At 65.0% G+C, this 19,432-nt stretch carries 17 protein-coding genes and 1 pseudogene; 6 read left to right on the top strand and 12 right to left on the bottom strand.

What is annotated here, in order from left to right; translation table 11 throughout:
• The first annotated feature begins 25 nt into the window (after positions 1-25).
• Positions 26-1,828, top strand: a complete 1,803-nt coding sequence (locus ABQY74_RS06005; RefSeq protein ID WP_349794389.1) for a DUF262 domain-containing protein — start codon at positions 26-28, stop codon at positions 1,826-1,828.
• A 78-nt stretch (positions 1,829-1,906) separates the two neighbouring features.
• On the opposite strand, the pseudogene ABQY74_RS06000 reads toward ABQY74_RS06005, so the two are convergent.
• Both ABQY74_RS06000 and ABQY74_RS05995 read right to left on the bottom strand, forming a co-directional pair.
• A pseudogene (locus tag ABQY74_RS06000) lies at positions 1,907-2,264 on the bottom strand (AsnC family protein); the annotation flags it as partial.
• 339 nt (positions 2,265-2,603) lie between these two features.
• Positions 2,604-3,194, bottom strand: a complete 591-nt coding sequence (locus ABQY74_RS05995) for a TetR/AcrR family transcriptional regulator (RefSeq protein WP_349794387.1) — start codon at positions 3,192-3,194, stop codon at positions 2,604-2,606.
• Between the two features lie 70 nt (positions 3,195-3,264).
• On the opposite strand from ABQY74_RS05995, the gene bdcA reads away from it, so the two are divergent.
• From bdcA to ABQY74_RS05980, 3 genes are all read left to right on the top strand, one after another.
• Entirely contained in the window at positions 3,265-3,978 is a 714-nt protein-coding gene (bdcA, locus tag ABQY74_RS05990) for an SDR family oxidoreductase (RefSeq protein ID WP_184516421.1), read from the top strand.
• Positions 3,979-4,236: 258 nt separating this feature from the next.
• Positions 4,237-5,100: a hypothetical protein gene (locus ABQY74_RS05985; protein WP_349794384.1), complete on the top strand. Its 864-nt coding sequence runs from the start codon at positions 4,237-4,239 to the stop codon at positions 5,098-5,100.
• A 25-nt stretch (positions 5,101-5,125) separates the two neighbouring features.
• Positions 5,126-6,451 (top strand): XVIPCD domain-containing protein, encoded by a 1,326-nt coding sequence (locus ABQY74_RS05980; RefSeq protein WP_164739532.1) that lies wholly within the window; start codon positions 5,126-5,128, stop codon positions 6,449-6,451.
• A gap of 289 nt (positions 6,452-6,740) precedes the next feature.
• Here ABQY74_RS05980 and ABQY74_RS05975 read toward each other — a convergent pair whose 3' ends face one another.
• The 10 genes from ABQY74_RS05975 to ABQY74_RS05930 form a co-directional block, all read right to left on the bottom strand.
• A complete protein-coding gene (locus ABQY74_RS05975; RefSeq protein ID WP_372470048.1) occupies positions 6,741-6,920 on the bottom strand; it encodes a type II toxin-antitoxin system RelE/ParE family toxin in 180 nt (59 codons plus the stop codon).
• A 225-nt stretch (positions 6,921-7,145) separates the two neighbouring features.
• Positions 7,146-9,809, bottom strand: a complete 2,664-nt coding sequence (locus ABQY74_RS05970) for a M1 family metallopeptidase (RefSeq protein ID WP_349794382.1) — start codon at positions 9,807-9,809, stop codon at positions 7,146-7,148.
• Positions 9,810-9,984: 175 nt separating this feature from the next.
• On the bottom strand, positions 9,985-11,277 hold the full coding sequence (locus tag ABQY74_RS05965) for an adenylosuccinate synthase (RefSeq protein WP_024938603.1): 1,293 nt from the start codon (positions 11,275-11,277) through the stop codon (positions 9,985-9,987).
• A 445-nt stretch (positions 11,278-11,722) separates the two neighbouring features.
• Entirely contained in the window at positions 11,723-11,908 is a 186-nt protein-coding gene (locus ABQY74_RS05960; RefSeq protein WP_349794380.1) for a DUF2065 family protein, read from the bottom strand.
• Between the two features lie 266 nt (positions 11,909-12,174).
• Positions 12,175-12,639, bottom strand: a complete 465-nt coding sequence (locus ABQY74_RS05955) for a transposase (RefSeq protein ID WP_349794378.1) — start codon at positions 12,637-12,639, stop codon at positions 12,175-12,177.
• A 407-nt stretch (positions 12,640-13,046) separates the two neighbouring features.
• Positions 13,047-13,910: a protease modulator HflC gene (hflC, locus tag ABQY74_RS05950; protein ID WP_016903921.1), complete on the bottom strand. Its 864-nt coding sequence runs from the start codon at positions 13,908-13,910 to the stop codon at positions 13,047-13,049.
• The gene (hflK, locus tag ABQY74_RS05945; protein ID WP_349794376.1) at positions 13,910-15,049 is read right to left on the bottom strand and encodes an FtsH protease activity modulator HflK; all 1,140 of its coding nucleotides are present in this window, start codon (positions 15,047-15,049) and stop codon (positions 13,910-13,912) included. Before hflK ends, hflC begins: the two co-directional genes overlap by 1 nt.
• A gap of 465 nt (positions 15,050-15,514) precedes the next feature.
• Positions 15,515-15,901 (bottom strand): twitching motility response regulator PilH, encoded by a 387-nt coding sequence (pilH, locus tag ABQY74_RS05940; protein WP_024938599.1) that lies wholly within the window; start codon positions 15,899-15,901, stop codon positions 15,515-15,517.
• Between the two features lie 523 nt (positions 15,902-16,424).
• A complete protein-coding gene (locus tag ABQY74_RS05935) occupies positions 16,425-17,321 on the bottom strand; it encodes a DnaJ C-terminal domain-containing protein (RefSeq protein WP_054590856.1) in 897 nt (298 codons plus the stop codon).
• 140 nt (positions 17,322-17,461) lie between these two features.
• A complete protein-coding gene (locus ABQY74_RS05930; protein WP_039510602.1) occupies positions 17,462-17,938 on the bottom strand; it encodes an Hsp20/alpha crystallin family protein in 477 nt (158 codons plus the stop codon).
• A 162-nt stretch (positions 17,939-18,100) separates the two neighbouring features.
• Between ABQY74_RS05930 and ABQY74_RS05925 the strand changes: the two genes are divergently transcribed.
• A complete protein-coding gene (locus ABQY74_RS05925; protein ID WP_016903926.1) occupies positions 18,101-18,583 on the top strand; it encodes a peroxiredoxin in 483 nt (160 codons plus the stop codon).
• 43 nt (positions 18,584-18,626) lie between these two features.
• On the top strand, positions 18,627-19,187 hold the full coding sequence (locus ABQY74_RS05920; protein WP_024938597.1) for a bacterioferritin: 561 nt from the start codon (positions 18,627-18,629) through the stop codon (positions 19,185-19,187).
• Positions 19,188-19,432 lie beyond the last annotated feature (245 nt).

The raw sequence follows: 19,432 nt of genomic DNA, 5'->3' as shown, positions 1-19,432 counted from the left end.
CCATCCATCACAAGGAAGCGAACCCATGACCACATTCGACAGCACCAAACTGCCATTGAAGGACCTGCTCAAGGACGTCGTCCACGGCAAGATCCAGTTGCCGGACTTCCAGCGCGGCTGGGTCTGGGATGACGAACATGTGCGCAGCCTGTTGGTCAGCCTGGGGCGCTCGTTCCCGGTGGGCGCGGTGATGCTGCTGGAAACCGGCGGCGAGGTGCGCTTCCAGGTCCGCCCGGTGGAGAACGTGCCGCTGGAAGGACTGGCCGCGCCGGAGAAGCTGATCCTCGACGGTCAGCAGCGTCTGACTACGCTGACCCAGGTGCTCAAGCTGTCCGGCCCGGTCAAGACCACGACCGAAAAAGGCAAGCCGGTCGACCGCCACTACTACATCCACATCCCCACCGCCCTGGCCGGCCCGGACCGGCTGGACGAGGCCATCATCGCCACCGACGGCAGCCGCCAGCAGCGCAGCGATTTCGGCCGCAGGCTGGATCTGGACCTGTCCACGCGCGAGCTGGAATGCAAACAGCTGTACTTCCCATGCTCGGAGATCCTGGAGGCGATGGGCTGGCTGCAGCACCTGTTCAAGTTCAACGCCGCTGCGCAGGCGCAATTCTTTGAGTTCAAAGAAAAGGTGCTCGATGCATACAACGAGTACCAGATCCCGCTGATCGTGCTGAAGAAGGAGACCAGCAAGGAAGCAGTGTGCCTGGTGTTCGAGAAGGTCAATACCGGCGGCGTCCCGCTATCGGTGTTCGAGCTGGTGACCGCCAGCTACGCTGCCGATGGCTACAACCTGCGCGACGACTGGTACGGCAGCGAGCTGCGTAAGGTGTCCTCGCGCTACAAGCGGCTGGCCAAGGAACCAATCCTACGCGGGGTGGAGAACACCGACTTTCTGCAGGCGGTGACCATGCTGCACACGCTGGAAAAGCGCCGTGCCGATATCGAGGCCGGCAAGACCGGCAAGCAAGTGGCCCCGGTCAGCGCCAAGCGCGCATCGGTGCTGGAACTACCGCTGGATGCCTACAAGCGCTGGGCTGACCCTGTTGAACAAGGGTTCCTGCGTGCGGCCAAGTTCCTGCGCCAGGAATGCTTAACTGCACCACGCGACCTGCCTTACCGCACCCAGTTGGCGCCGTTGGCAGCGGTGCTGGCATTGATCGGCGCCGACGAGCACTGGCGCGAGCCGCGCATCCACCAGAAGCTGGCGCAGTGGTTCTGGTGCGGCGTGCTGGGCGAACTTTACGGCGGCGCGGTTGAGACGCGTATCGCCAACGATGTCGACGAGTTGCTAGGCTGGATCGAGCACGATGACCAACCGCCGCGCACGATTGCCGATGCCACCTTCCAGATCGACCGCCTCGCCTCGCTGACCTCGCGCTTGAGCGCCGCCTACAAGGGCATCAACGTGCTGGTGCTGCGCGAAGGCGCACAGGACCTGTTCTGGAAATCGCGTATCCGCGACCTGGAGGCCGACGAGGTGGCACTGGACATCCACCACATCTTCCCGCGCGATTGGTGCGAAAAGCAGGACATCCCGCGTCGGCGTTACGACTCGATCATCAACAAGACGCCGATCTCCTACAAGGCCAACCGCATGATTGGCGGATCGGCCCCCTCCAGCTATCTGGCCGCCCTGCAGGCCCACAAGCAGGTCCAGCTGGACAACGTTGGCATGGATGCACTACTGGCCAGCCATCGCATCCCGGTAGCCGCCCTGCGTGCCGATGACTTCGACAGCTTCTGCGATCAGCGCCAGCAGAACCTCTTGGCGCTGATCGAGGCGGCAATGGGAAAGCGCGCTGCAGCGGTGGAGGCTGACTGACACCCATCGCTTGGAGCTTCGCCGCCAGCTCCTACAGCAGCGCTCAAGGGCGCTGCGTTTTCCAGCTAACAGGGCACGTCTGGCTGTGCCCTGCGCGCTTGGCCACACCGGTGCCTCCCATGGGCGCTGGCAATCGCAGTGGACAGTGCGGGCACGCTAAATGCCGTAGGAATGCCACACCTTAGCGGCCCGATCACGGCGGGGAAGGCATAGCGCACGCCGTGGACCGCAAATTCATGCAGCGCCATGCGTACCGTCTCCAACGCGCCGCGGCTTTTTCCAGCGCCAAGCCGGATGCCACCGCGCGCTTGACGCTGCGATGCACCTGAGAAGCGCTCATGCCCAGCGCTTCTCCAAGGGATGCATACGTCCAGGCCTGGCCCGCCTGGGCGACCTGCTTGTACAGCACCACCAGATCCTGGGGCTTCAGCTCCACAGCCAGGCCCGCCTTATTCCATATTCCGGAATATGGAATAGCCGGCGAACGAGCTGTTTTGCGAGCAGTCTTTATCTGCACGCTCTGACCTAAGCGAGGGTCTACCGCTCAACGGCGCAAGCCAGACACAGCTCACCCAATGCTCAGCGGCTTCACCTCCTCCTGCGGCAGCGATCTCTCCTGCGCCTGGCTTTGCCTCTGCACCAAGGTGTGCACGTCGAACTCTTGCAACCTTGCCAGTGACTGCTCCACCGGCGCTGACTACCAAGTCAGTGGGCATGCTGGCACGCAGGTGAGTCCACAGTAGAACGCCCCTGCCCCCGCAACCAAGCACTCTTCCTATCCGCGCAGCGCCACCCGAATCCCCTCCCCCGCCAACCGCGCACTCGCCAACAAACGCTCCAGGCTCTGCCCATGCCGGGCGCTGGCGGATAGCCCGGCCATGGTGGTGCTAACGAAATCGGCCAGCCGGTCGGCGTCGTGCGGGCACTGCTTGGCGATGTGGGAGCGGATCAACTCCTGGGCTGCGACATGAAAACCGCAGGCCGCCTCGCGCGCCTGCGCGTCGTTGCTGCGCGTGCCTTCCAGCACCAGGCAGCCGGTGGCTGCGGGGTCTGCGGCGTAGCAGCGGGCGGCCTGCTCCAGTACGTCGGCAAGGGCGTCGGCCAGCGGGCGGGCGGTGTCCAGGATCTGGGGCAACGGGATGGCCCGGGTCTGCGCGTAGCGGTCGAGGATGCGCGCATACAGGCCGGCCTTGCTGCCGAAGGCGGCGTAGAAACTGGGCGGGTTGATGCCCAGCGCCTGGGTGAGGTCGGCCACGCTCAGTGCGTCGTAGCCGCGCGCATGGAACAGCTGCTGCGCGGTGGCGACCGTTTGATCCGGGTCGAATGCGCGCGGCCGGCCGCGGGCCCGGGGGGTTTCTGTAGTCATCGTTACAAAATCCTTGACGGCAGGCGAAAACTATTATGTATTACTCGCTACATTAATTGCGAGGTGATGCATGTCAGCGTTCAAAGACAAGTCGGTATTGGTGCTCGGTGGCAGCCGGGGGATTGGGGCCGCCATCGTGCGGCGCTTCGTGGCCGAGGGCGCGCGGGTGACGTTTACCTATGCCGGTTCTGCCGAGGCGGCGCAGCGCCTGGCCGGTGACACCGGCAGTACCGCGGTGCTGGCCGACAGTGCCGACCGCGATGCGGTCATCGACACGGTGCGCCGCAGCGGGCCGCTGGATGTGCTGGTGATCAACTCCGGCATCGCGCTGTTCGGCGATGCGCTGGACCAGGATCCGGACGCGGTGGACCGGCTGTTCCGCATCAACGTGCACGCGCCCTACCACGCCGCCGTGGAGGCCGCGCGGCAGATGCCACCCGGCGGGCGGATCATCGTGATCGGCTCGGTCAACGGCGACCGCATGCCGCTGCCCGGCATGGCGTCCTACGCGCTGAGCAAATCCGCGCTGCAAGGGCTGGCGCGCGGGCTGGCCCGCGACTTCGGGCCGCGCGGCATCACCATCAACGTGGTGCAACCGGGCCCGATCGATACCGATGCCAACCCGGAAAACGGGCCGATGAAAGACCTGATGCACAGCTTCATGGCGATCAAACGCCACGGCCGCGCCGACGAAGTGGCCGGCATGGTGGCCTGGCTCGCCGGCCCGGAAGCGAGCTTTGTCACCGGGGCGATGCATACGATCGATGGCGCGTTTGGGGCATGACGCGGCGACGTCTGCGTTGACCACGCTGCAGCTCGACACTTAGTGCGATCAAGGGCGGCAAACGTCCTTCTTCGGCACACGTGGCGAGCTGCCGTTACACCGCCCGCGTTTTGATCCACGCGCCTTTCCTTCCGGCAGAGCGTGATCGCATTCCCGTGTCGTGCGGCGCATGGCACGGACAATCGCAGGCTTGGCCCTTGCTGTCGCGCTGATCCCAAGTTGCCTATAGTTGCGGCGAACCCTGCAATGGATTGACCAATGCACATGATGTCATCTGGCCGGTGCCTGGCTCTTGCACTCGCCATCGCCGTCACCGGCAGTGCCTGTGCACGGACGCCATCACCCGAACAAAAAAGGACTTCCCCCATGTCAGGCACCGTTACCACAGGCCGCACCATCAACGGGCACACCTATTCGGATGCGCCGGTTGACGTAAAGCTGGGGCCGAACACCTTCCGCATCCCCGCCAACTATCTGGACAGCCAGATCGCACCATGGCCGGGCGAAGGCGTGACGCTTGTCATCGAGTGGCCAGATATGACCCCCACTCCGCCCGGGGCACGGGCCAACCCGCGTACGAATGATTTCCGGAAAGAAATTTCCGTGTCTATCGACTATGTCGACCGTGTTCCCATTGAGGTATTGCTTGAGCGTTTCTCGTCAAACGATAGGCGTACAGAGGCAGACTCAGTTGAGCGGGGCAATCCTGTCGCCCGGCTCGATCTCCGCATCGCACAGCCTGAAGCATTCGGATTAACGCCCTATGCCATTGATGAGGAGAAGATGGCGGCATATGTAAAAGCGTATGAAGCCCACCACGGCGAGCCTCCGACGCGCAACCCTGCGTTTGAAGACGACTGGTACGTCGCGCGCGGCTCCAGCGGCAATTTGACCACGTTCATCAAGTGCGACAGCAAAAAATTTCGAGCAGATGGCGTTCGGCTGGAGGGATCTGAAGTGGTCCATGAAAAAGGTGCCGTTGCTGCAAGTTGCGTCCACTACTTCTCTGACATCGAAAACAAACTTTCCATCAGTCTCAACTACAAGCGTGCATTCCTGAAGGACTGGAAGCGCATGGAAGATGCGGTGAGGGGCGTATTAACCCGCAATAAAATTCGGTGATTAGCGTATTTACAGGGAGTAGCCGGTGAGCGGACTGAGTGAGCAGGATCTGGAAATTCTTTCCAGCTATGCAAATAAAGGCAATCGCGAGCTGTATTGGAACTATCTCTCGCAGCTTGATGGAGCAGACGGCTATGGGACGCTGGCATTAGGCGTCGTGCGCAACGACAGCTTGCCAGGGCAAGTGGCTAACAATTACGCGCAAGACTATGCCAAGACACAGCGCGATACTGGCTCGCGCTTTGCCAATGCTGAATTGAGCGAACGCCAGTGGGAAGAGTTCGGGCAAACGCTGCTCAAGAAGGATTTTGAGCTTCGACAAGCTTGGTTTGACAAAGAGCGTCCGGATATGGCACTGAACCTTCCCGGCAAGGACGTCATGCGAGCACACGACCAAGCCTTCCTGGACCATGAGCTCGACCCTAACTGCTGGACACCCCGCGTGCTCCTGCAAGCAGCATTGGAAAAAAGCGGCCCCCAGAAGCTGGAACAGATCTGGACCAACATGCTCGACAACGAGTACGGCGGCGCTGCCCGTATCAGGAACACGGGCTACGAGACCTTTGCGCAGATGGGACTGGCGGCCGGCAGCCAGTACCTGGCCAAGCTCGGCACCACCGAGGCGATCCAGATGCTGGAAGGCCGCTCAGCCGTCGACCCCAACGTCATCGGCAGCAACAGCTTCTACGCGATGTACTTTGAAAAAGAGCAGAAATGGATGAACGTCAGCGCAGGCGGCGGGCATCTTTCCATGCGCGAAGAAACAAATCCCGGCCGTATCGCCGAACTCGACGATGCCCGCGCCGTGCGTCTGGAACGGCAGCAGAAAGCCACGCAGTTCCACGAAGACGATTCGCACCGCTCCATTACCCGCAGCCCGCTCACGGTATCGGTCGACGGGCTGCCCGATCGGATGCAGCCGCCCACCAAACTCGCCGATATCGGCCCTGAGCACCGGGACTACGCATTGCTGCAGCAGGTGCGCGCAGGCGTGAACGCGATCGATGCGCAAGCCGGACGCACACCGGACGAGAACAGCGAGCGCCTCATCGCCAGCGTGATGACCCTCGCCCGCCAGAACAACCTGGACCGGGCCGACCACGTGGTGCTGAGCCAACAGACGACCGACAGCCCGGCTGGCCGCAATGTGTTTGTGGTGCAGGGCGAGTTGAACAACCCGGCGCACCTGCGCGCCCATATGCCGACCGATGTGGCTGTGCAGACGCCGGTGGAGCAGTCGCTGCAGCAGCTGGAAGTCGCCAGTACCGATCGCCAGCAGGCGTTGGCGCAGAGCCAGCAGCAGGAGATGGATACCCGGCAGCGTGAGAGTGCGTCGATGCGCATGGGATAACGGCGCTAGGCGGGTGGCGAGGCATTGCGGCGGCTTCTGGGCAATGGCGTGCAGGCGATACCGGTTGGCAACGTCGGCGTGGCGCGCGACGATCTCCAGCACCGGCTTGTGCGGGTCGGGTGGCAGTGCATCGAATAACAGGGACACCGGCTACAGCGATCAGGGAACTGCCGACATCACGGCCCGGCAAAGCCCGCCTCACGTTGCGAGCGAACGGCCGGCACAAACACCGTGTCGATCTGCGCGACATGGCAGTACAGCGCCAGATTGCCGTGCGCGCCGTGACCGATCACCAGTTTGCGCTTGTCGCCGCCGGCCGGCCGATCAGCGGATTGGTTTCCAGCACGTCGATTGCCGCAATGATCTCGTGCAGGCGTGCTGTGACATGTGCGGCATCATGGCGCTGGAGCTGGTCGAAGATCCGCTCAAGATCTTGCGCAACCTCCGGTGCCAGCTCGATACGCGCCATGCTACCGGGCTAGTTTGCGGGCCGTGGGACGCTTTGCCGGCTCGCCGGCCATGCGCTTTTCCAGATAGCCACGCATGTCGTCCCAGGCGATGGTCTTCCCGGACGCCACGATGCCGGCATCACGCTGCTCGGCAACCTCGCTCCCACCTCCAGGTGACTGCCGGCGCGGCAAAGAAAAAGCCCGGCAAGGCCGGGCTTTATCCTGTGCTGCGATGACCGCAACGCTCAGCGCTTGCGCGCTTTCAACCATGCCTTGATCTGCGGCAGCGACGCCGCCCGCAGCTTCACCCGCGTCTGGATCGTGTTGATGGCGTTGTCTGCGGCCTGCCGCGAGGTGGGTGCGATGTACTGCTCGGCATAAGCCTTGATCCGGTCGGCGGTGGCAAGCTCGGCTGAGTCCATGCCCAGGCCGGGGTAGTAGCGGGCACGCGAGGTGGAATCCACCAGGGTGTCCACCTGCGTGCGATGCGCCACCGCGAAGTCGAAGGCAAGTTCCGGGTGCCGGGAAGCGACCCGGTCGATCATGCTCGCACCTGTGGTGGCGCCCGGCTCGGCTGTCAACGCCAGTTCCAGGGCGCGCTTGGCCAGCGCCTCGTCGTTGGGCATGGAGAGGAAGTCGTAATAGGTGTCGCGCACCATCGACGAGGTTTCCTGCCTGGCCAAGGCATGCAAGGCGTCCCAGGTGGCGGCGTCGGCATTGTGCGCAACCGCGCCCAGCACGCTGTCGCGCAGCTCCGGCGACAGCGAGGCGGGGTTGGCCTGGAAGGCGGCAAAGCGCCGGCGCGCCTCGGCGATCACGGCGGCATCGCCCATGTCGCTGAGGGTGGCGACCAGGCGGGTACGCAACTGCTGGATCTGCGCCGAATCGCCAGCGCGGTTGTCCCAGCCCAGCGTTGCGAATTCGGCCGCCAGGCGCGGCACGGCATAGGCACGCCACGTGGCGCGCGCAGCCGGGTCGCGCTCGAAGCTGCCATCCACATCGTCGTAGATGCTGGCCACCATGTCCCAGACATCGGGCGATGCACCTGCCGCCACCTGGGCGGTGAGATCCAGCACGTCGGCCTGCGCCTGCACGCCGGCACCGGCCAGTGCGTTGGTGTCGTTCAACACACCCACCTGGTCCACAACCGGCAGCAGTCCAAACCTGTCGGTCAGCGCCTTGAACTGCGCGGGCGCATACCAGGTGCGGAAGTAGCCCTTTTGCCCGGCATTGACCACCACCGGTGCGTTGCAGCCGGGCACCTGCACCTGGGCGGTGCCGTCTACCAGCACGCGCACCGGCGCGCCATCGCCGATGCGCAGGACGACCGGCACATGCCAGCGCAACGGCTGCTTGTCGGGGCGGTCCAGCGTGAACTCGCCCTGCTCCAGCGTCACCGCGGTCTGGCCGCCGACGCAGCGGCTGCTGGCCTTGATCAACGGCACGCCCGGCTGCAGCGTGAAGTCGTGCGCCACCTGGGTAAATTGCTTGCCCGGGGCTACCGCGTCGATCTGCTGCCACAACTGGTCGGTCACCGCGTTGCTGTACTGGTGTTGCTTGATGTAGCTGCGCACGCCGGTGCGCCAGTGGTCCGAGCCGACGTAGTCTTCCAGCATGGCAATCACTGCCTCGCCCTTCTGGTAGGTGATGGCGTCGAACGCCTGGCTGGCCTGCTCCACGGTGGCCACGTGCTGCACCACCGGGTGGGTGGTCGCATATGCATCGCGCCGCATCGCCGCGCGGCTCTTCAGCGCCGGGCCGGTCTTGTCGATATCCCATTCCGGATGCAGTTTTGCCGTGGTGCGCGCCTCCATCCAGTTGGCGAAGCCTTCGTTGAGCCACAGGTCGTCCCACCACGCCATGGTCACCAGGTTACCGAACCACTGGTGCGCGATCTCATGCGCGGCGACAGTGAACACGCCTTGCTTGGTGTCGATGTTGGCCACCGCCGGATCCAGCAACAACGAGTATTCGAAGGTGAAGATCGCGCCCCAGTTTTCCATGGCGCTGAAGAACTGGCTGCGCCCGGGCGCGGCGATGTTGTCCAGCTTGGGCAGCGGGTACGGGATGCCGAAGTAGGCGTTGTATTCGTGCAGCACGTCGCGGCCGGATTCCAGCGCGAACTGCGCCTGGCCCACCTTGCCCTTCTGCGCGATCACGCCGATCTCGGTGCCGTTGTCGGCGGTGACGGTGGCACGCTCGAAATCGCCCACGCTGACGAACAGCAGGTACGTGGACATCTTGGGCGAGGTCTGGAACGCGATGCGGGTGCGCCCGTTTGCGCCCGGCTTGGACGAGGCCACCGGCATGTTGCTCACTGCCATCTGCCCGGCCGGCGCATTGATCGCCAGGTCGAAGGTGGCCTTGAAGTTGGGCTCGTCCCAGGAGGGAATGAAGCGGCGCGCATCGGAGTTTTCGAACTGGGTGAACAATGCGCGGCGCGCACCTTGCGCGGTGGTGTAATCCAGCGCGAACAAGCCGTTGGCCTGCGTGTTGATCACGCCGCTGTAATCGATGGACAGCACGTACTCGCCCACTGCCAGCGGCTTGTCGAACGCGAACGTGGCGGTCTGCGCATCGGCATCGGTGCTGACCTTGGCAGCTTGCGGCTTGCCGCCTCTTTGGGTGAGCGTGCCCCGCGCAAAGCTCAGGTTGGCGGCCTGCAACACGATGCGGTCGGTGGCCTGCAGCACGCTGATGTCGATGGCGACCTTGCCGTCGAACGTCATCTTGTCGGCATGCGGCGTGATCTCCACCGCGTAATGCGTGGGCTTGGCCGTGCGCGGCAACTGGGTGGTGATGGACGAGGCGGCGGCGCTCGTTGGCGCGGGCGCGGCGGCGAGCACGCAGGCAGCCGGACTTGTACCGACCAGGGCCAGTGCGATGGCGGTCATCAGGGGAAGACGCATGGGAAATTCTCGATGTGGGCGAAGTGGGCAGGCAAGCGGCGCCAGGCCGCGGATGATCCGCCGGAACAGTGCGCGCAGGCACCGCCGGAAGTCATGGCAAATCTCAGCAATCCTCAAATGCCAACGGCCCGGACAAGCCGGGCCGTTGGACGATGCCGCGTCTGGCGTCAGCCGATCAGGCGAACGGATCCTGCAGCACCATCGTGTGGTCACGATCCGGGCCAGTGGAGACGATCGAGATCGGGCAGCCGGCCAGTTCTTCCAGCGCGCGCAGGTAGGCACGCGCGGCCACCGGCAGCTTGTCCCACTCGGTGATGCCGTGGGTGTTTTCGGTCCAGCCCGGGAACTCCAGGTACACCGGGGTGCACTCTTCCCAGCCCTGCGCGTCCAGCGGCGCGTATTCGGTACGCTTGCCGCGGTATTCGTAGGCGATGCAGACCTTGAGCTTTTCCATGCCGTCGAGCACGTCGAGCTTGGTGATGCACAGGCCGGAGATGCCGTTGATGGCCACCGCACGCTTGAGCGCAACGATGTCCATCCAGCCGCAGCGGCGCGGGCGGCCGGTGGAGGCGCCGTACTCGGCACCGCGGTCGCGGATGCCCTGGCCCACTTCATCGTCCAGCTCGGTCGGGAACGGGCCGCCGCCCACACGCGTGGCGTAGGCCTTGGCGATGCCCAGCACGTAGTCGATCGCATCGGCGCCAACGCCGGTGCCGGCCAGTGCGCCGCCGACGGTGGTGTTGGAGCTGGTGACGTACGGATAGGTGCCGTGGTCGATGTCCAGCAACGCGCCCTGCGCGCCTTCGAACAGCACGCGCTTACCCTGCTTGCGCAGATCGTGCAGGATGCCGGCCACGTCCGACTTCATCGGCTGCACGTAGTCGCCGAAGGCCAGCGCTTCGTCGAAGGTCTTCTGGAAGTCCACCGCTTCCACGCCCAGGTACTTGGTCAGCACGAAGTTGTGGTAATCCAGCGCGGTGCGCAGCAGCTCTTCCAGCTGCGGCGGGTAATGCAGGTCGGCGATGCGGATACCGCGGCGGGCAACCTTGTCTTCGTACGCCGGGCCGATACCGCGGCCGGTGGTGCCGATGGCCTTGCCGCCGGCGGCCTTCTCGCGCGCCTGATCCAGGGCGATGTGGTACGGCATGATCAACGGCGCGGCCGGGGAGATCTTCAGGCGCGAGCGCACTTCCACGCCGGCACCTTCCAGCTCGCTGATTTCCTTGATCAGCGCGGCCGGGGAGATCACCACGCCATTGCCGATCAGGCACAGCGCGTCGTCGCGCAGGATGCCGGACGGAATCAGATGCAAGACGGTCTTCTTGCCGTTGATGACGAGCGTGTGGCCGGCATTGTGGCCACCCTGGAAGCGGACCACCGCACCGATCTCTTCGGTAAGCAGATCGACGATCTTGCCTTTGCCTTCATCGCCCCACTGGGCACCGAGCACGACAACTGACTGACCCATGACGGGTGAACTCCTGAGTTTTGCTGCGGCCATCGGGGCCGCGGGATGGGACCGGTTCACGGCTGGCGGCGCCGCCTGGCGCGCGGCTCCATCGGGGAGCGTTGCAGCGGCGCGTGAAGCCCTGACACGGAAAAAGCCGAACGAGGTGCCCTGTGTGAGCGTGCCCGGCCGGCTTTTGTGCATTATCCGGGTTTCCGGTGACGCGCACTACCCCTGGCGGACGGCGGATCGGGGGCGGGTCAGATTGCGGCTGGCCGTCGGTTGCGCGGTGCTCCGAGCGCTGCGGGCCACTAGGGTCCCTAGGGCCCCTAGCCTGGAAAATCACCGTAGCGACAATCCCAATGGCTCGTAAGAGCGGACCAGGGCGCGACCGGCATTCCCGGTGAAGCCGTCGCGCCCAGGTGCGCTCCTACGCTGCCCGTTGCGCTCGGAATGGACCACCCACTCAGTGACGCACCACCCACAGCGCGATCGCGCCCAGCACCAACGTCACACCACCAATCACACGCAGTTGCGCGGTGGGCAGACTGAACAGTTGCTCGACCATGCGTTTCCAGGCGGTGGGCGCGGCAAACAGCAGCAGGCCTTCGATGACGGCGATCAGGCACAACGCGGACAGAAATTCGTGCATCAGCAACACCAGGACAACGTGGGGAACTGCAGTGTGCCGCGTCCACAGCCTCCACGCGCCCCGCGTAGGAGCCTAGTCAAACCTGCAGACCGCCCAAAGCACCATCGGCCGATCCACGGCAGGCAACCCCCGACAAATCCACCCTGTAGGAGCGCACCCGGGCGCGACGGGCATTCCCGATAAAGCCAGTCGCGCCCGGGTACGCTCCTACGCGGCGGCGTGCGGCAAACGGTGGGCGTGCAATAGTTGTGCTCGCGGCTCGAAGCTCAGAGCCAGATCGCGTCCCAGAACAGATAATCACCGATGTGGGTGACCAGCCCGGCCCGGAGCGGATTGGCGATGAGGTAGCGCGCGGCTGCGTGCAGGTCGTCGTCTTTGCGCAACGCGTGGTCGTGGTAGCTGCGGCTCCAGACCGGTGCGTGATGCTGCCGCTGATCGTTCACCGAACGCGCTACGCACGCTTTCATGCGGGACACGGCGTCGGCCAACGCGGTGACGCTCCCCAGCTGCAACAGCCAATGTGCGTGATCCGGCATCAACACCCACGCCAGCAGCCTGGCATCGCAAGGCGTTGCTGCGGTGAATGCCCGGCAGGCGGTTGCTGCAAGCAGAAAATCTGCGAATACGGCGCGACGCTGCCATGTCGTGGTGGTCAGCAGGTAAACGCTGTTGGGCAAAGACTGCCTGCCGCGGCGCAGCGCGCGATGCCCTGGAGAGTTGGTGTTGGCCATGGCGCGATGCTGACGGCCTTGGGCCACGCGGGATATCGGCGGTTGCCGCGTTCTGCGCTAGGGGGAATCCATATGGCGACTGATTGTCAAAGGCAATCAGCGGGGTCCGCCGGTAGGGCCCGTCGCGCCCGGGTGCGCTCCTACCGGGCCGAGTCTGGCCAACACGACGGGAGAGGCGCTCCAGGCAGCTGGATTCCAGACGTGACCATCAGCATCGCAGTGCACGAAAGACCATTCGCTCGATCATCGGCCATATGTGCCGTGCGTAGGAGCGCACCTGGGCGCGACGGGCATCCCTGGCAAGGTCGTCGCGCCCGGGTGCGCTCCTACGGTGAGGGGTGCGGCAGTGACAGGCACATGCGAAAACGCCCGCATAACGCGGGCGTTGTCGATTCAGCGCAGAGCGATCAACGATCGCTCTTGAGGTATTGCAGGAACGGGTCGTTCTTGTCCAGCACCACCACGCCGTTGCCGTCGGTCATGGAGCCGCGATAGGCCTCCAGGCTGCGATAGAACGCGTAGAACGACGGATCCTTGGAGCCGGCCTGGCCGTAGATGCGGGCGGCGTCGGCATCGCCTTCGCCGCGCAGCTTCTGCGCATCGCGCTCGGCGTCGGCCACGATCACGGTGGACTCGCGGTCGGCCTGGGCGCGGATGGTCAGGGCCTGTTCCTCGCCTTCGGCGCGCAGCTTGCTGGCTTCCTGCTTGCGCTGGGCGCGCATGCGCTCGTAGACGTCGGTGATCACCTGGCTGTCGGTCGGCAGGTCGATCTGCTTGATGCGCAGGTCGGTGATCTGCATGCCCAGGCCCTTGATCGCGCCGTTGATGCCCTTGAGCTGGTTGGCGATCAACTCGCTGCGGTCGCCGGAGACCAGTTGCTGCAGGGTGCGCGAGTTGATCTGGTTGCGCAGCGAGTCGGTGATGATCGGGGCCAGGCGCGAATTGGCGACCGACTCCTCACCACCGGTGGCGCGATAGAACGCCCGCACATCGGAGATATAGCCGATGGCGAAGAAGTCCACGCTGACGTCTTTCTGCTCGGCGGTGAAGTAGCGCGCCGGGGCGGTGTCCAGCACCTGGAAGCGGCGGTCGAACACGCGCACCGATTCCACCACTGGTATCTTGAAGTGCAGGCCGGGCTTGAGGTCGGCACGCACCACGCGGCCCAGGTTGAGCACCATGGCGGTCTGGTCCTCGCGCACCACGAACACCGAGCCCATCAGGGTCAGCAACACGGCGACGATCAGGCCGATGACTAGCGAATTCTTCATTACTCGGTTCCCTCACGGCCGGTCGGGCGCGGGCCGCGCTCCGGATTGCGGATGCCCTCGCTGCCGCCACTGGTTTGCGGCGGATTCAACAGTACATCCTGCGGCACCATCGACGGCATGCTGCCGTTGCCCGCAGTACCGCTGTTGCTGCCGAACTTGCTGGCGTCGGCCGGCAGCGGCACATAGATGACCTGGCGGCCATCGCTGCCGATCACCTTGCGGTTCTCCGACAGCACCTTCTGCACGGTTTCCAGCCACAGGCGCTTGCGCGTGACCTCGGGGGCGTTGGCGTACTGCTCCTGCAACAGCGTGAAGCGATCGGCGTCGCCCTCGGCCTTGGAGATCACCGCCTGCTTGTAGCCTTCGGCGCCGGTCCGGGTGCGCGCACCCTGGCCGCGTGCCTCGGGCACCACCTTGGCGGCGTAGGCCTGGGCCTCGTTGATCAGGCGCTCGCGCACCTGCTGGGCGCCGTTGACCTCGTCGAAGGCCGGCTTCACTTCTTCCGGCGGACGCGCGTCCGGCAGGGTCACACCAGTGACCGACAGACCCGTGTTGTAGGCATCCAGTGCCGCCTGCAGGCGGTCCTTGGAGGCGATGGCCAGCGGGCCGCGATTGTTGAGCACGGTATTGAGGTCGGAACGACCTACCTGCTCACGCACGGCGCTTTGCGCAGCCTGCTCCAGCACCAGATCGGCATTGCGCGAACCGAACAGGTACTTGCGTGGGTCGCTGATCTGGTACTGCACGTTGAGCGAGACGTTGACGATGTTCTCGTCGCGGGTCAGCACCGGCACCTGGTTGCTGAAGGTCTTGATCTCGGTAGCGTTGACCTTGCGCACCGACTCGACCGGCCAGGGCAGCTTGAAGTTGGGGCCGGGCTGCAGGATGCGCGAGAACTGGCCGAAGCGCAGCACCACGCCACGCTGCTGCTCGCCGATGAGCTGGAAGCTGGAGAACAGCACCATCAGCACCACCGCGACCAGAATCCAGCGCCCCACGCCGCCATCGAACAGCTCCTTCAACGGGGCGGGCAGATTGCCCCAGCCACCACCGTTGCCACCACCGCGCGGGCCCCAGGACCTGCGACGGTTGGGGTCCGGGCCGTCTCCGCCCTTGTTGCCGGGTGTGTTCCAGGCCATGCACGCTCCATGATCGAGGGGCTGTGCGGGCCAGTCCCGCAGTGCCGCCGTGTTGTGTGATTCGATGATTCTACTAGATGGGGCAGACCGACCGTTTTGAAAGGCCCCGATTGGCGCATCCTGGTTTAGCCGCTGGGGTGTATCGGGCGGGGATGAATCGGGCAATGGCAGGGCATGGACCGGTCGGGGCACGTGTCGACACGCTCCCGGGGGCCGGAAAGGCGCGCGCGTGCTGACCTTGGCGTTCGGAGTCAGGCAAGGCCGGAGGGTGAGCGGCCTTCGATGCGCGTTGCTGCCCGTGGTCGCGTGATGCGCGCGGGCGCGCGGCGCCAACCGGTTTACCGATTCCACGCTGCGCGAAGCTGGATCAAGCATGCCTTCGTCGATCGCACCGGCCTCGGTCAACGCGCCGGCTTATCGCACTGCGGAGCGAAACCGCGCCCCGGTCGCACCTCGCCGGCGCGCTTAGACGGTCGGCGGTTCGTCTTTCTGGTTGAACACGCGCTCCATCACCTCCAGCAACTCGTCTTCGGAGAACGGCTTGGTGATGTAGGCGCGTGCGCCCTGGCGCATGCCCCACATGCGATCGGTGTCCTGGTCCTTGGTGGTTACCAGGATCACCGGGATGTGCTGGGTGGTCGGCTCGCGCTTGAGCGTGCGCGTGGCCTGGAAGCCGTTGAGGTTGGGCATCACCACATCCATCAGCACCAGATCCGGCAACGAGGACTTGGCCGCTTCCACGCCGGCGGCACCATCGGTTGCGGTGATGGTTTCGTGCCCCAGCTTCTCGACGATGCGCTGAATCCCCAGCAGCTGCGACGGCGAGTCGTCGACGATCAGAATGCGTGCCATGTGTTTCCCCTAGTGTGCGCGGCGAGTGTAGTGCGCCGGCCGCGCTTTCGGTAGCAGGCCAGGCGGTGCGCCCGGCGATGCTGTTGCGACGTGCGATCCGGTGGCGCGTTGCGGTTGCCCTGGTCAACGCGTACTACGTTGCACAGGGGGCAACTGGATTCAACAACGTTGCAGAAGGTCGTTCACCGCCACAACGCGTGCACGCTGCCCTGCCCTCAATCCCTCACCACAGGAAAGGCGATTGCTCCCTTCTTCCACCGGGAGAAGATGGCGCAAAGCGCCAGATGAGGGGACGGCGGAGATCCAACGCCGCAGATCGACGTTCACCGGCGCACTACTCGCCTGCCGAACCCCCACCCCAATCCCTCCACAAAGAGGGCGATTGCTCCCTTCTCCCATCAGGAGAAGGTGGCGCGCAGCGCCGGATGAGGGTACGGCGGCGATTCAACCGCGCAGATCGACGTTCACTGGCGCACCACCTGCCTGCCGAACCCTCACCCATTCCCAGCTCGACCCACGCGGCCTACACCGATTCGCCGAACGCCTTGGCCAGGTTGCGGTAGGCCTTCTTCTGCGCATCGTCGGTGGGGGCCGGGGCCAGGATTTCCAGCTCCACGATCTGGTCGCCCGGCGTGGTGCCCGGCAGGCCTCGGCCACGCAGGCGCAGCTTGCGCCCGGCGTCCGAGTCGGCCGGCACCTTCAACTCCACCGACCCGCCCAGGGTCGGCACGCTGATGGTGGTGCCCAGTGCCGCCTGCCAGGGCATGACCTGCAGGGTGTACAGGATGTTGCGCCCGTCCACCTCGAACTGCGGGTGCGCGGCGTATTCGATCTCCAGCAGCAGGTTGCCGCCGCCATTGCCCTGCCCGCTCAGGCGGATCACCTGGCCGGGCTGCACGCCCTTGGGCACGCGCACATCCAGCTGCTTGCCGTTGATGGTGATGCGCACGCTGTCGCCCGCATACACCGCTTCCAACGGCACCGCCAGCTTGGCGCGGGTATCCCCGCGCGCCTGCGGACCCGCGCCTGCACCAGGGCCGGCGCCCGGACCACGCGGACGGCCGCCGCGCTGGCCGGCGAACAGGCTTTCGAAGAAATCGCTGAAGCCGCCACCGGCGCCGCCGTTGCCGAACACTTCCTCGTAGTCGTAGCCCTGCCCACCGCCGTAGCTGGGCGGGGCCTGGAACTCGTCGCCCGGGCGGAAGCCCTGCGCCTTGAGCTGGTCGTAGGCCTTGCGCTTGGCCGGGTCGCGCAGCGCCTCGTATGCTTCGTTGATCGCCTTGAACTTGTCTTCGGCGCCGGCCTCCTTGCTGACGTCGGGGTGGTACTTGCGCGCCAGCCGGCGGTAGGCGGTCTTGATCTCCGCATCGCCCGCGCTGGGCTCCACGCCCAGCGTTGCGTAGTAATCCTTGAATTCCATCTAATCACCTCTGAAAAAAACGGCCCGCAGCCGAGGCCACGAGCCAGTCATATCGCAGCCGGGCGGGCAACCGCACCTATTCTACGGTGCGGTTGCCGCCGGGAAGCGAAGCATGCCGCTCCGCTCCAGGTTTTGCTGCCTTACTGCACCGTATTGCCGGCCGGGTCCTGGCCGTTGCCGACCTGGATACGGCGCGGGGTGGCCGCCGGGCGCTTGGGGATGCGGATTTCCAGCACACCGTTGTGCCCGGTCGCGGTGATGCCGTCGGGGTCGGCACTGTCAGGCAGCGCGAAGCGGCGGTGGAAGCTGCCGTAGCGGCGCTCGATGCGCGAGAAGCGCTCGGTCTCGGTGCTGGACTCGCCCTTGCGCTCGCCCTTGATCGACAGGATGCCCTTGTCCATCTGCACCTCGATCTGGGCGGGGTCGATGCCCGGCAGGTCGGCGTACAGCACGAAGTGGTTGGCCTCTTCCTTGATGTCCACGCGCGGCACCCACTGCGCGGTCACCACCGCCGATTCGTCGGTGTCGCCATTCTGCTCGAAGAAACGGTCGAACACGTGCTTGATCTCGTTTTGCAGCGCATGGGTGGGCCACTGGGGATAACGAACGATGTTCATTGCGAGCCTCCAAAAGGTTGGGTGAGGGGACGGCTGCCGCGGCGTGCGCCGTTGCGCCGGCCATGTGCGTCAGATAGGCGTGCCGCTGCGGATTTCAAGCGCGTTGACGCGCTTTTCCCTCGCCCCTTTCTAGACTTCGTTCAGCCGCAGGAGCCCAGCCCCATGACCATCCACGTTGGTGACCGCATTCCCGAAGTCGTGCTCAAGCGCCTGCGCGAGGGCATCGAGGCGGTGGACACCCACAGCCTGTTCGCCGGCCGCAAGGTGCTGCTGTTCGCGGTGCCGGGCGCCTTCACCCCGACCTGCTCGGCCAAGCACCTGCCGGGCTATGTGGAGCACTTCGACGCATTCCGCAAACGCGGCATCGAGGTGCTGTGCACCGCGGTCAACGACCCGTTCGTGATGCAGGCCTGGGGCCGCAGCCAGCTGATCCCCGACGGCCTGCACCTGCTGCCCGACGGCAACGCCGAACTGGCCCGCGCACTGGGTCTGGAGATCGACGCCAGCGGCTCGGGCATGGGCCTGCGCTCGCGCCGCTACGCGCTGTATGCCGACGACGCCGTGGTCAAGGCCTTGTTCGTCGAAGAACCCGGCGAATTCAAGGTGTCCGCCGCCGATTACGTGCTACAGCACCTGCCAGATTGATGCATTGATTCCCCCCAACCACTCAGAAGGAAACCGGCCAGCCATGTCTAACCAGCCAGCCAAGCAACTCCCCGACGGCATCACCGATACCGCCACCTTGCGCAGCCGCGCACGCCAGAGCATCGAAGACGGTGCCATCACCGAGAGCTACCACGCCGACCGCGAGGCGGTGATCGAGCTGCTCAACACCGCACTGGCCACCGAATACGTGTGCACCCTGCGGTATTACCGCCACTATTTCATGGCCAAGGGCATGCTTGCCGACGCGGTCAAGGGCGAGTTCCTGGAGCATGCGCAGCAGGAACAGGCGCACGCACACAGGCTCGCCGAGCGCATCGTGCAGCTGGGCGGCGAACCGGACCTCAATCCGGACACGCTGACTAAGCGCTCGCATGCCGAATACAAGGAAGGCAGCGACCTGCGCGACATGGTCAAGGAAAACCTGATCGCCGAGCGCATCGCCATCGACAGCTACCGCGAGATGATCGATTTCATCGGCGACAAGGACACCACCACCAAGCGCATCCTGGAAGACATCCTGGCCCAGGAAGAAGAGCACGCCGACGAGTTCGCCGACCTGCTGGAAGGCTGGATCGGCGAGTGAGCTGAGCGATTGCGATGCAGCAATGCAGCGATGCGTTGCGATCGATGATCGGTATCGACATCCACAGTGATGTTGAAAGTTGAAATCGACTCGATGATTTAAGCAAACAGGGCGCCTTGAGCGCCCTGTCTGTTTTCTGTGCCGCAGGATGGTGTGTGGTTGCCTGCGGCGGTAGGGGCGCACCCGGGCGCGACGTGGCATTCCCGATAACGCCCCATCGCGCCCAGGTGCGCTCCTACGGGTGT

The organism is Xanthomonas sp. WHRI 7064, assembly GCF_040202355.2.
Lineage (GTDB): Bacteria > Pseudomonadota > Gammaproteobacteria > Xanthomonadales > Xanthomonadaceae > Xanthomonas > Xanthomonas arboricola.
This window is presented reverse-complemented; position numbering and strand designations above follow the sequence as displayed.

Excerpts from the sequence above, each read along its gene's own strand:
- ABQY74_RS06005 (WP_349794389.1), top strand. The coding sequence starts at position 26 with ATGACCACATTCGACAGCACCAAACTGCCATTGAAGGACCTGCTCAAG.
- ABQY74_RS05995 (WP_349794387.1), bottom strand. The coding sequence starts at position 3,194 with ATGACTACAGAAACCCCCCGGGCCCGCGGCCGGCCGCGCGCATTCGAC.
- bdcA (WP_184516421.1), top strand. The coding sequence starts at position 3,265 with ATGTCAGCGTTCAAAGACAAGTCGGTATTGGTGCTCGGTGGCAGCCGG.
- ABQY74_RS05985 (WP_349794384.1), top strand. The coding sequence starts at position 4,237 with ATGCACATGATGTCATCTGGCCGGTGCCTGGCTCTTGCACTCGCCATC.
- ABQY74_RS05975 (WP_372470048.1), bottom strand. The coding sequence starts at position 6,920 with ATGGCGCGTATCGAGCTGGCACCGGAGGTTGCGCAAGATCTTGAGCGG.
- ABQY74_RS05970 (WP_349794382.1), bottom strand. The coding sequence starts at position 9,809 with ATGCGTCTTCCCCTGATGACCGCCATCGCACTGGCCCTGGTCGGTACA.
- ABQY74_RS05965 (WP_024938603.1), bottom strand. The coding sequence starts at position 11,277 with ATGGGTCAGTCAGTTGTCGTGCTCGGTGCCCAGTGGGGCGATGAAGGC.
- ABQY74_RS05960 (WP_349794380.1), bottom strand. The coding sequence starts at position 11,908 with ATGCACGAATTTCTGTCCGCGTTGTGCCTGATCGCCGTCATCGAAGGC.
- ABQY74_RS05955 (WP_349794378.1), bottom strand. The coding sequence starts at position 12,639 with ATGGCCAACACCAACTCTCCAGGGCATCGCGCGCTGCGCCGCGGCAGG.
- hflC (WP_016903921.1), bottom strand. The coding sequence starts at position 13,910 with ATGAAGAATTCGCTAGTCATCGGCCTGATCGTCGCCGTGTTGCTGACC.
- hflK (WP_349794376.1), bottom strand. The coding sequence starts at position 15,049 with ATGGCCTGGAACACACCCGGCAACAAGGGCGGAGACGGCCCGGACCCC.
- pilH (WP_024938599.1), bottom strand. The coding sequence starts at position 15,901 with ATGGCACGCATTCTGATCGTCGACGACTCGCCGTCGCAGCTGCTGGGG.
- ABQY74_RS05935 (WP_054590856.1), bottom strand. The coding sequence starts at position 17,321 with ATGGAATTCAAGGATTACTACGCAACGCTGGGCGTGGAGCCCAGCGCG.
- ABQY74_RS05930 (WP_039510602.1), bottom strand. The coding sequence starts at position 17,938 with ATGAACATCGTTCGTTATCCCCAGTGGCCCACCCATGCGCTGCAAAAC.
- ABQY74_RS05925 (WP_016903926.1), top strand. The coding sequence starts at position 18,101 with ATGACCATCCACGTTGGTGACCGCATTCCCGAAGTCGTGCTCAAGCGC.
- ABQY74_RS05920 (WP_024938597.1), top strand. The coding sequence starts at position 18,627 with ATGTCTAACCAGCCAGCCAAGCAACTCCCCGACGGCATCACCGATACC.